This window comes from Methyloceanibacter sp. (assembly GCF_041573655.1).
In the GTDB taxonomy this organism is placed as follows: domain Bacteria; phylum Pseudomonadota; class Alphaproteobacteria; order Rhizobiales; family Methyloligellaceae; genus Methyloceanibacter.
On record NZ_JBFFQD010000028.1, the window covers coordinates 16712 to 27681 of the forward strand.

Below are 10970 nucleotides of genomic sequence, written 5' to 3' on the forward strand. Positions count from 1 at the left end.
ATTTTCCTGGCGCAGACCCCGTCCCTTGGCCTAAGTCCTGCCTCGATGAGACCCAGAAGGAACGACAGATGAGCCGGCAGGAGCCGCTAATCTTTATCATCGCCGGCGAGGCCTCGGGCGATAACCTCGCCGGACGGCTGATGTCCGCGTTGAAACAACAGACGGAAGGCCGCGTGCGGTTTGCCGGCGTCGGAGGGCCGCAAAGCGAAGCGCAAGGCCTGAAAAGCCTGTTCCCCATGCAAGAGCTGTCCCTCGTGGGGCTGGCCGAGGTGCTGCCGCACCTCCCGCTTCTCGCCAAACGCCTCAGTCAAACGACTGCCGCCGCCCGCGAACTGAAGCCCGACGTCATGGTCACGGTCGACGCCCCGAGCTTCGGCCTGAGGATTTCGGGCAGGCTCCGCGGCTCCGGCATCCCGGTGGTTCATTACGTGGCGCCGCAAGCCTGGGCCTGGCGCGCGGGCCGCGCAAAGACAATCGGCAAGCGGATGGACCACCTCATGGCGCTCCTGCCGTTCGAGGTCCCGTTCTTTGCCGACCACGGTATTCCCTGCACCTATGTCGGCCACCCGGCAATCGAGTCGGCCGCCGCCGGTGACGGCAAAGTCTTTCGACGGAAACACAACCTCTCCGACGACGCGCTGGTGCTCTGCGTCGTACCGGGCAGCCGTGCGGGCGAAGTGCGGCGCATCCTCCCGATCTTTACCGAGGCGATTTCTCGTCTGAAGGATAGGCATCCCGATCTGCATGTAGTCATTCCCGTCGCCCCGGCAGTTGCCCACCAAGTCGAAACCCAGACCGCGGACTGGCCGTTGCCGGTCGTGCGCGTGACAGATCCAGATGAGCGGTTCGATGCCTTCGCTGCATGCGACGCCGCCATGACCAAGTCGGGCACCGTGACACTGGAACTCGCCCTGGCGGACGTTCCAATGGTCGTCGCCTACAAGGTCAATGCGCTCACAGCTTTTATCGTCCGCCGCATGGGCGTCAACGTTGAGCACGCCTCGCTGGTCAACCTTCTTGCCAACAGCGAAGTCGTTCCCGAACTCCTGCAAGAGGGCTGCACGCCAGAGACTGTGGCCAACGCCGTTGAAGATTTGCTGGGCTCAAAGGAGGCGCGGGAAACGCAGCGCGCCGGCTTCCGCGACGTTTGGAAAGCGCTCGGCGAAGCGACGCCGCCGCCAAGCGCACGCGCGGCAAAACTCGTACTCGATATGATCGGCAGAAAACAAGACGCCTAGACTTCGGCGGGGCTGACCTCCGCGCCGTCTTGGGTCGCCCACCCTTGCACTTTCTTCAACTGCTCATCGATGCTCTCGTTGATCATCGCCGCGACACGCAACGCTTCGGACCCCGCATAGCCGTCGACGAACGGCTTTTTGCCGGTCTTGATACAGTCGAGAAACGATGCAACTTCGTTGCCGAGGCTGTCTTCTTGCGGAATATCGATCTTCTCGGTGACGATGGCCGACAGCCCTTGTGTCATCGGGTTGCCACGCAGGCTGTAGCCAAATATCTTCCGCTCGCCGAGATCGCAGTTGAGGTACTTGTTGTGCGCGAAGGCGCGCAAGCGCCGTTCCGTCTTGTAGCTCACCCGGCTTGCGGTGACATTGGCCACGCAGCCAGACTCGAAACTGATCCGCGCATTGGCGATATCGGCCTTGTGGCTCATCACGCCCGTGCCGACGGCATCGACCCTTGCGACCGGCGCACCGACGAGCCCAATGATCATATCGATGTCGTGAATCATCAGGTCGAGGATCACGTCGACTTCGACGCCGCGTTTCTTCCACGGCGCAATACGATAGCTCTCCAGATAGAGCGGCCTGCCGATATTCTCCGATATGACGCGATAGGCTGCGGAGTAGCGCTCGATGTGACCGACCTGAAGCACGGCGCCGCGCTCTTCGGCCAGCTTGGTGATGATCTGTGCTCTCTCGACTGTGTCGGTGATGGGCTTTTCGATCAGCACGTGTTTGCCTGCCTCGATCAGCTCGCGCGCTACGTCGAAATGCAGCGGCGTCGGCACGGCGATGCTCACGGCATCCACTTGATCGAGAACCTGCCGGTGATCCGTGAAGGCCTCGGCGCCGAACTCCTCCGCGACCTGGCGGCCCCTGGCCTCGTCAGCATCGACGACAGCGACAAGCTTCGCATCGGGATTCTTGCTGTAGTGATTGGCGTGAAAGCGCCCGAAATAGCCCGCGCCCACGACGGCGGTGCGAATTTGCTTTGCCATTGACCTTCCCGTTCAAACGTCTTGGCTGGCTTTTTGTCGCAAAAACCGCCGCTTCGCCACCCTTAAGGCCGTGAAGCAGCGTCGCAGCCGCAAATTGGCGCGTGAAACCTGCCGCGACTCCGGGTAAGTCCTTGCCACACTTGACTTCACTGGAGGGACCGAATGTCGCAATGCCTATCGCCCGAGGCGCCGTCCCGGCTCCAAGAACCGCAGCGGTGAGACCATGCTGCTGGGGTCCGAACAGCTTCTCGCCTCATCCCGCCTAAAGGGTCTAAGGGTCGGCATCCTCGCCAACCCGTCCTCGGTCGACCACGACTTCCGCCATATCGTGGACCGGCTTGGCGCGGCATCCGATTTCGAGCTTGCCGCGATCTTCGGCCCGCAGCACGGCTTCCGGTCCGACCTCCAGGACAACATGATCGAGACGCCGCACACCACGGACCCGGCACACGGCGTGCCGGTCTTTTCGCTGTACAGCGAGACGCGCGAGCCGACCAAAGAGATGCTCGATCTCATCGACGTGCTCATCATCGACCTGCAAGACGTCGGGGCGCGCATCTACACGTTCATCTACACGATGGCCAATTGTCTGCGCGCCGCGGCCAAGACCGGCACGCCTGTGATCGTGTGCGATCGTCCCAATCCGATCGGCGGGGTCCAGGTCGAGGGGCCGATGCTTGAGCCCGGCTACGAATCTTTCGTCGGACAGTTTCCCATTCCGATGCGCCACGGCATGACCGTGGCCGAGCTCGCCAAACTCTTCAACGAGCATCACGGTATCGGTGCACCGCTCGAGATCGTGCCGATGGAGGGCTGGTCGCGTAAACTCTATTTCGACGACATCGAGATTCCCTGGGTCATGCCTTCGCCGAACATGCCGACCTTGGAGACCGCAATCGTCTATCCCGGCACGGTCCTGTTCGAAGGCACGATGGTTTCAGAAGGGCGCGGGACCACGCGCCCCTTCGAACTGATTGGCGCGCCTTGGCTCGACGGCGCCAAGCTGACCGAGCGCCTACGCGGGCTGAACCTGGGCGGCGTCCACTTTCGTGAGGTCGTGTTCGAGCCAACGTTCCAAAAACATGCCAAGACGCCTTGCGGTGGTTGCCAGCTCCACCTGCAGTCACGCTGGGACTTCGAGCCGGTCAAAGTCGGCACCGCGCTCTTACGCGAAATCTATGGGCTCGCGCCCGACCAATTCCAGTGGCGCGACCCGCCTTATGAATACGAGCACGACAAGATGCCGATTGACATCCTGGCGGGCTCCACACAGTTGCGAGAGCAGATCGAAGCCCAAGTGCCTCTGGAAGAAATTGCCGACAGTTGGCGCGCAGGCGTGAAAGACTTTGAGGAACTGCGAGAGCCGTATCTGCTCTATTGAGCCTCGACCTGCGAAGAGGAACGCATGTTTCCCATCGCCGACGATAATCCGCGCATTAACACGCCCTACGTGACGTGGTCGATCATCGCCGTGTGCGTGCTCGTATTCCTCTGGCAGTTCTCGTTGGGCTCGAACAGCGGACAGATTGCCGTCTACCAATTCGGCATGATCCCGGCGCGGCTGTTCGGCGGCGCCGGGATGGACCCCGAACTTGTCGCGATCCCAGCCTGGGCGACGGTATTCACCTCCATGTTCATGCATGGCGGCTGGATGCATTTGGGCTTCAACATGCTGTTCCTTTGGATTTTCGGCGACAACGTCGAAGACTCCATGGGGCATGTCCGCTATCTCGCCTTCTATCTTCTCTGCGGCATAGCGGCAGCGATGGCACAAGCCTTCATCCATCCGGACTCGACGATTCCCATGGTCGGCGCCAGCGGCGCGATCTCCGGCGTGCTCGGGGCTTATCTCCTGCTGCATCCCCATGCGACGGTGCGCACGGTGATCTTCCTCGGCATCTTCGCCACGATGATGCATCTCCCGGCCATGATCGTGCTCGGCCTGTGGATCCTGCTTCAGCTCGTCAGCGCCGCGTTCTCGAATACGGGTGAACCGGGCGTCGCCTTCTGGGCGCATGTCGGCGGATTCGTCGCCGGAATGGCCCTCGTGCCCTTGTTCAAGAAAAGCGACGTGCCGCTGTTTCAGCCGGCACGCTACCGCGCCTTTCAAATCGAACGGAAGCGCGGCCCTTGGGGCTAGCCTGACGTCAGCGCGTTAGGAAGCTCGGAGGCTGCGGCAACGAGGACATCATCGGGCAGCCAAGCGTCTTCTCGAACGCCTGGACAAGCTCCTCCTGGTTCTGCGCAGCGATGTAGAGGCCGCCCGTCTCCTCAGCGAGGCATTGGACGTCGAGGGCACTCTGCGCCCCTGTCCAGAAGGCGGTCATGCGAAACCCGATGACGTGGACGGTCAGTTGCACGCCCTCGGCGTTTAGCATCTTGCCCAAATCGCACGGCGCACCGTCGCAGGTCTCCTCCCCGTCGGTGAGCAAGACCACGACGCCGGGCTTGGCCTTGAAGTCGAGCACATTCGCCGCCTGCTCCACGGCCGACGCCAGGGGCGTCTTGCCGGACGGGTTCAGGGTGTCCACGTCGCTCATAATGCGCCGCGCCGCGTTGGGCGCCGGCCGCATCTTGAGCTCCACATTGCACTGCCGATAGGAGCCCGGCCCGTAGGTAATGAGGCCGATGCGGCGGAAATGCGTGACCCGGGGAAGCGCCTCCCCAAGGGCTTTGCGTACCTCGTCGATACGGCGAACTTTGGCGCCGATCCCCTCGGCCAGACTGCCAGCCATGGAGCCCGACGCATCGAAGACGATCATCGCGTCCTCGGTGCAGGGCGCCAAGGCGTCATTCGCCGCCTGCGCAGGCACCACACCGGCGGCGAGAAGGAGGACAAATGCGAAGGTGAGACGCGAGGGGCGAGGCGAAGGCGGGTTCATGCCCGGGACTTTAGCGAAGAATTCAGCATTTCATAGAGATTTGTGAGTGCCCGGCGCCGGCAGCGCAACGGCGCCTCAATGAGGCTTCGGCAAGGCGGACATCATCGGGCAGCCGAGCGTGCGCTCAAAGGCCTCCACCAGGTCCTCCTAACTCTCCGCCGTCACGTACAGCCCACCGGTCTCCTCGGCCAGACATCTCACATCGAGAATGCTCTGCTCGCCGGTCCACAAGAAGTTCTTCACGCGTCGAAAACGATCATGGCGTCTTCGATGCATGGCGCGATATCGCGACCCTGCACCGCCGCGGGCGCAACGACCAACGCAGCAAGAGCAATGAGGGGGGCGCAGGACACGCCCGCACCCCCCATAATCGAACTCAAACGAACCATGTCACGCTCATGTCACGGCTTATTCGCGCACTTTGAATGCCCAAATGATGAGGATCACGCCCTGAATGAGCAGCAGGATTCCGAAGACCAGCGGAACCGCAAGCGCGGCCACCATGGGTGCGCCGAGCAACAGCAGGCCGATCACGAAGTTGATAAGTCCGAAGATGAAGGAGCCGACGCCGCCGCCCATAAAGGCGCCGATCATGGCGAAGACGCCGATGACGAGACCGATGACGCCGAGCCAAACGACAATGGCTGTCGGCAAGACCACCGCGGCGAACACCGGATGTCTCAGAACGATGATACCGGCGGCGATGCCGAGAACACCGATCAACAACGACCAGTACCAAGGCACGGACCCGTCCACGAACATGCGCACGAGCTCCAGCACGCCGACGAATAGCCAATAGAAGCCGAGAAAAATGACAAGCGCGACTAACGTCGCACCAGGGTTGGTAAGCAGCAGGACGCCGAAGATGATCGCAGCGATCCCTTCAAGCAGAAATACCCACCAAATGTCCGATTGATCCTTTTGCGGTATGGCTGCAGCCATGGTGATGACCTCCCTATGCCGCCACTATTTTGGGGGCCGGCGAGCGGGCAGCCAACTGCACCGGCGACGCGCAAACAGTAGGGCCCTATTATACGCATTCTGTTACAGCACGTACGGAGAACGTCTCTCTGCCCTTGATTTTCACAGGGTTACGGGCCGGAATACCGGGTGGCAGAGGCGCCCCGCTTGACCTATTTAGAAAGTGATTCTTAGGTTCCCGCATTGCGAGAGCCGCGCCGAACCCGGAGCAAGACCATGCCGCGACCCGTCGTTCGCGTTCCCTGCTCAGTCTGGCGTGCCACCGGCACGACCGAGGGCGAACGCGCGATTCCCGAAGAAACCGCCATCGCCTTCACTTTCAACACGGCGTCTTACGCGGTGATGATGGCGACGCCGCAAGACCTGGAAGACTTCGCCGTCGGCTTCGCGCTGACCGAGGGGGTTATCTCGTCTCTGGATGCGATCGATAGCATCGAGACGGTCGAAGAAGATGCCGGCATTGAGCTGCGGCTTTGGCTCAAGGCGAAAGACGCCACCGAGTTTCTGGGCCGGCGCCGCAAATTGGCAGGCCCGACAGGGTGCGGTCTTTGCGGCGTGGAAAGCCTCATGGAGGCGATGCGCCCCCCGCCGAAAGTCGGCAAAGGTCTCGTGCTAACACAGAACCAAATTATGTCGGCGGTGGAGTCCCTGTTTCCCCGGCAGGATCTAAACCGCGAGACTCGGGCGGTGCATGCCGCCGGATTCTGGGATCCGGAGCGCGGGCTCGTGGCCTTGCGCGAAGATGTCGGCCGCCACAATGCGCTCGACAAGCTTGCTGGGGCTCTGGCGCGCGACGGCGCGACCGCCGAACAAGGGCTCGTCGTGCTAACCAGCCGCGTCTCGATCGAGATGGTGCAAAAGTCGGCCGCGACCGGTGCACCGATCGTCGCTGCCGTATCCGCCCCCACCGCGCTCGCCGTACGCATGGCCGAGGCCTGCGGCATGACGTTGATCGCCATCGCCCGCAAAGACGGCTTTGAAGTCTTCACCCATCCCCATCGCGTGAAGGGCACGCTCGAAAGCGACGTCGCTTAGGACTCTCTTTTCAGCAGAGCTTCCGCGGCACGGAGATCGTCCGGGCGATTGATATTGAAGAACGGGTCGACCTGCGTACCCCCGATCTCGACCGCATCGAAGAACACCTCCGCTGCGCCTTGCGACTTCACCCAGTCCGTGGCCTTCCGCTTGCCAGAAGCCAAATTGTCCGCCAGTGCCTGCGCCATGGTCACGGGCCAAATCCCCACGACAGGATGCAGCCCCTCGCCCGATGTGGCCACCGCCATGGGAGCCTCGCGCACCGCCTGGAGAAGACGCGCGACGAGGTCGCTTGGAATGAACGGTGTGTCGCCGGCGACGGTCACCGCCCACGCCGTATTGGGACAGCGGTTGGTTGCCCAGCGCAGCCCCGCCTCGATGCCCGCGAGCGGTCCCTGAAAATCGCAAGAATTGTCTGCCACGACCGGCAACCCGAAGACGTCAAAGCGCGAAGGATTGCCGTTCGCATTGATCGCAAGCTGAGAGACTTGCGGCGAGAGCCGCGCCAGGACGTGCGCCAGCAGCGGCTTGCCGCCGAGTGGCTGCAAACACTTGTCCCCGCCGCCCATCCGGCTCGATTGACCGCCAGCAAGCACCACGCCAGCAATGGTCTCCGCTCCATCCATGCCGGGACTTTAGGGCGATGACGGCCCCGGCGTCACGCGAGGCTTTCGGCCTGCCCCGAATGTTGCCGCACAGGCGGCGTGCCACTGCCACAAAGCGGCCCTATAGGGAGCGCGCCGGGGGGCCAAAAGAGGATGCTGCGCCGATGAAAATCCTGATCCCCAACCTGCTTGCAGTCGTTCTAGCGTTCGCTGCGATCAGCGCCCCGCCGTCGACTGCGCGCGCCGCGACGGCAGCCGAGATCGAGCACGACGCCAACGAAACGCTCCAAAGCTTCGTCCGCCAGATCGGCGGGGCCAGGGAATTGGCCAACAAGGCCGTCGGGATTTTAGTGTTCCCCTCCGTGGTGAAGGCGGGGTTCGGCATCGGCGGCGAGTACGGCGAAGGCATCTTGATCGTCGATCAGCGCCCGGCCGGCTACTACAACATGATCTCCGCCTCGTTTGGCTTCCAGCTCGGCGTGCAGGAGCGCTCCGTCATCATCATGTTCATGACGCGGGAGGCCCTCGATCAGTTCGACAGGCTCGCAGGCTGGAAGGTGGGCGTGGACGCGTCCGTGGCCATCATCACGGTGGGCATCGGCGGATCGATCGACACCGACAAAGCGACCCAGCCCGTGCTCGGCTTCATCCTCGATCAGAAGGGGCTGATGTACAATCTGTCGCTCGAAGGCTCGAAGATCAGCCGAATCGAGCGCTAAAGCGCGACGGCTTCGTGTTCCACAGGCTGGAGGATTCCGGCGTGGTCGCTTCAGCGGTGCGCCGCAGATCCTCAAAGAGACCCCGGACCCGCTCCATCTGAGCAGCGGCGGCGTCCCTGCCATGTGCCATGAGAGTCTTCAGGTGATCGTCGACGCGCGTCGCCGCATCGTTGACGTCGGCGAAGCCCAACGAACCGCCCGCACCCTTGATCTGATGGGCGAGAAACTCGGCCTCGGTGATGGCACCGGCACAATGCGCCGCGGGAGCCGTCAGCATCTCTCCCAACCGGCGGATCTCCGCCAGCAGAGCAGAGTGATGCGTCGGCACCAATTCTCTTATCTGCCCATGCAAGGCGTCGACGCCATTGACATCGATACGCTGTGCTGTGGATGCGCTGAAGGCCAAGACGCTTTCTCCCTTGGTTCCGCATGCTCTGGCGGCACGTGTTTGAACCTGGCGGACGCATTGATCGCGCGCGTCCGAGACTTCAAGACTATAGGGGATGCAAGTTGAGGAAGCGTTGATCCAGGCTTAAGGACCTGCAAACCAATAGCGCCGCGCGGGACGCTGAATGCATTGGGAAAACCGAAAGACGCCTAGCGAGTCCGGACGTGCTTCAGGTCCTGATGCTGAGCCTTGTCGCTCACGCTCGTCTCGTCCGGCGGTGCCAAACGGAAGGACGACATGGGCACTTCAACGGCGCAGCCCGCCGCGGACAGCGCCACGAGGCAAACCAAGGCAGTGGTAGCAAGTTTCGTCATGCGAATAGTGGCCTCTTCATCTTCCTGACAGGTTCTCACAAAAACCTGGCGGAAGTTTGAAGATGGGCAAAGAAAACCGGGAATTCAATGCCTTGGTGAACAATTGGTAGCGGAGGAGCGAATCCGCCGTAATCAACCATTCCTGAAAATTGAGCTATAGGTTCAAATCCCGGGCTGGATTCGCTCAAGAACGTACCAAGTGGACGCTGAGGCGGTCGGCCTAAGTTGACTGCGGCCACGCTCATCGTGTCCGCTCCTGAGGGTAAAGCGGACATGCCTGCTCCGCTCACCGATGTCCGCTAATGACCCAAAGCGGACATTTCATCAGAACGTGTTCTTGTAGATTTTGCCGTTCTTCATGATCAGCCGCATGGTTTCGATTTCTACCGCCTTGCGCTTTGTTGAGCCTGTCCATTGATACCCATTGCTACAATGGTCATAGGCGGACAAAACAAGGGTCTGGGTATTCTCATACCTGTACCCCCGCAATGTCCGCGTAAGCCCCCCCCAAACCCGCAGAAATCAAGGCTTTAATTTGCCGTTGTCGGAGGGGGTACACCCCTTCTTGATCCGCCGATCCTTGCGAGCAGCGTAGAAGGCTTTGATCTCGGCCATAAGGCGCTCGCCTGCGTTGGCGGACTCGATGCCGCAATCCTTTAATGCCCCACTTTCCTGGACCGCCGGAGCCGTTGCAGCTTCTCTCAGGCAGCGCGCTACGCGCGCCATTAGGGAGTGGATGACGAGCGTGCAGTGACAACCTATGTCTGCTCTTGGGTGCAGAACAGACATAGCTCACCCACATAGGGTTCAGGAGTCGCAAAAACGGACGGGCAGGGGCAGATTGGGGAAGGGCATCCAGCCAAATACTTTGTATCGCGATGATGAGCCGGTCGCCCAAGGCGCGGCTGTAGTTGCCTTGCTCGATCGCGGTCACGATGCCGGCGATCTTCCGCTCGATGCCGAATTCTCCATTAGGCAGCGCTGGGTTCGGTCGGCTCCGACTTGAGTTCCACGCGTACGATGTAGAGAACGTAGAGGGACAAGATGGCCGCGAAAAAGCACCAAACGGAGGTGAACGCATAATCAAAAAACAGATTGGCGGCGATCACCGAAACCAACATCAGCATGGCAAATATCCTTATTTGCCTGGCAGAGCAGATGAATAGAGAGGCGACAATTATCGCGGCATAGATGACCCGAAGAATCTGCCGGTTCACGATACCGTCATAGATCAGCGTGATCTTGTAGACGATCGAGTGGTGAACCACCGCCACGCTGAGCCAGTCCTCGTTCAGCAGGATGGGCAGGAAAAGCGATGCGCCGTATAGTCCGCCCAGAACTGCAAGGGCGGCGAGAATGCGCTTCCGGTGCGCATCGGATTCCAGCGCAAGAATCGACATCGGTACCCAGAACAGCCAGAAAAAGTGGGAGAAGAACAAAAATCCCCGCGATGCCGCGCCGATCAGCGCCTGGTCGCCGGACGATATGCCGATCCACAGGACCCCCTCGACCGCCTGCTGCAGCCCAAACGCCAGGGGGTAGGCCGCGAACGGCATCCATCTCGCGTCCTCGCGCCTCGCCCTGTTCAGGCAATAAATCCCCAACGGCAGCAGAGGCGCCGCCACCGCGAAACTTGCTGTCGCGGAAAAACACATCCCGTCTGAAATCCTCTGGATCGCCCGTACAGAACATAGACTAAGCAGCCAAAACAAGGATAGAGCCGCGCACAGCGGCCTCGCCCCGTGGAATG

General features: G+C 61.5%; 13 protein-coding genes. 5 read left to right on the forward strand and 8 right to left on the reverse strand.

The window, feature by feature from the left end:
* The first annotated feature begins 68 nt into the window (after window positions 1-68).
* Complete coding sequence (gene lpxB, locus ABY454_RS08190) at window positions 69-1238, forward strand: lipid-A-disaccharide synthase (protein WP_372929716.1); 1170 nt, start codon at window positions 69-71, stop codon at window positions 1236-1238.
* Here lpxB and ABY454_RS08195 read toward each other — a convergent pair.
* Window positions 1235-2236 carry a Gfo/Idh/MocA family protein gene (locus ABY454_RS08195; RefSeq protein ID WP_372929717.1) on the reverse strand — a complete coding sequence of 334 codons (1002 nt, stop codon included), beginning with the start codon at window positions 2234-2236 and terminating at the stop codon, window positions 1235-1237. The genes lpxB and ABY454_RS08195 overlap by 4 nt on opposite strands.
* 223 nt (window positions 2237-2459) lie before the next feature.
* Here ABY454_RS08195 and ABY454_RS08200 point away from each other — a divergent pair, with 223 nt between their 5' ends.
* Together ABY454_RS08200 and ABY454_RS08205 are read left to right on the forward strand one after the other, a co-directional pair.
* A complete protein-coding gene (locus ABY454_RS08200) occupies window positions 2460-3617 on the forward strand; it encodes an exo-beta-N-acetylmuramidase NamZ domain-containing protein (protein WP_372929718.1) in 1158 nt (385 codons plus the stop codon).
* Between the two features lie 24 nt (window positions 3618-3641).
* Window positions 3642-4376, forward strand: a complete 735-nt coding sequence (locus tag ABY454_RS08205) for a rhomboid family intramembrane serine protease (RefSeq protein WP_372929720.1) — start codon at window positions 3642-3644, stop codon at window positions 4374-4376.
* 7 nt (window positions 4377-4383) lie between these two features.
* Here the strand turns inward: ABY454_RS08205 and ABY454_RS08210 are convergent, their stop codons facing one another.
* The 3 genes from ABY454_RS08210 to ABY454_RS08220 all read right to left on the reverse strand — a co-directional run bounded on the left by ABY454_RS08210 (window position 4384) and on the right by ABY454_RS08220 (window position 6060).
* On the reverse strand, window positions 4384-5118 hold the full coding sequence (locus ABY454_RS08210; protein WP_372929722.1) for a VWA domain-containing protein: 735 nt from the start codon (window positions 5116-5118) through the stop codon (window positions 4384-4386).
* A gap of 239 nt (window positions 5119-5357) precedes the next feature.
* On the reverse strand, window positions 5358-5507 hold the full coding sequence (locus ABY454_RS08215) for a hypothetical protein (protein WP_372929724.1): 150 nt from the start codon (window positions 5505-5507) through the stop codon (window positions 5358-5360).
* A 19-nt stretch (window positions 5508-5526) separates the two neighbouring features.
* Window positions 5527-6060, reverse strand: a complete 534-nt coding sequence (locus ABY454_RS08220) for an HdeD family acid-resistance protein (protein WP_372929725.1) — start codon at window positions 6058-6060, stop codon at window positions 5527-5529.
* A gap of 255 nt (window positions 6061-6315) precedes the next feature.
* Between ABY454_RS08220 and fdhD the strand changes: the two genes are divergently transcribed.
* Window positions 6316-7134 (forward strand): formate dehydrogenase accessory sulfurtransferase FdhD, encoded by an 819-nt coding sequence (gene fdhD, locus ABY454_RS08225; protein ID WP_372929727.1) that lies wholly within the window; start codon window positions 6316-6318, stop codon window positions 7132-7134.
* Here the strand turns inward: fdhD and mobA are convergent.
* Window positions 7131-7760, reverse strand: coding sequence for a molybdenum cofactor guanylyltransferase MobA (mobA, locus tag ABY454_RS08230; RefSeq protein ID WP_372929728.1), 630 nt, complete (start codon window positions 7758-7760; stop codon window positions 7131-7133). The two genes, fdhD and mobA, sit on opposite strands and share 4 nt — an antisense overlap.
* Before the next feature lie 143 nt (window positions 7761-7903).
* On the opposite strand from mobA, the gene ABY454_RS08235 reads away from it, so the two are divergent.
* Window positions 7904-8458 carry a YSC84-related protein gene (locus ABY454_RS08235; protein ID WP_372929729.1) on the forward strand — a complete coding sequence of 185 codons (555 nt, stop codon included), beginning with the start codon at window positions 7904-7906 and terminating at the stop codon, window positions 8456-8458.
* Here ABY454_RS08235 and ABY454_RS08240 read toward each other — a convergent pair.
* From ABY454_RS08240 to ABY454_RS08250, 3 genes are all read right to left on the reverse strand, one after another.
* Window positions 8439-8864 (reverse strand): Hpt domain-containing protein, encoded by a 426-nt coding sequence (locus ABY454_RS08240; protein ID WP_372929731.1) that lies wholly within the window; start codon window positions 8862-8864, stop codon window positions 8439-8441. The two genes, ABY454_RS08235 and ABY454_RS08240, sit on opposite strands and share 20 nt — an antisense overlap.
* A gap of 191 nt (window positions 8865-9055) precedes the next feature.
* Window positions 9056-9220, reverse strand: a complete 165-nt coding sequence (locus ABY454_RS08245; protein ID WP_372929732.1) for a hypothetical protein — start codon at window positions 9218-9220, stop codon at window positions 9056-9058.
* 971 nt (window positions 9221-10191) lie between these two features.
* Window positions 10192-10970: DUF6629 family protein (locus tag ABY454_RS08250; RefSeq protein ID WP_372929734.1), on the reverse strand; the 779-nt coding region annotated here is incomplete at its 5' end.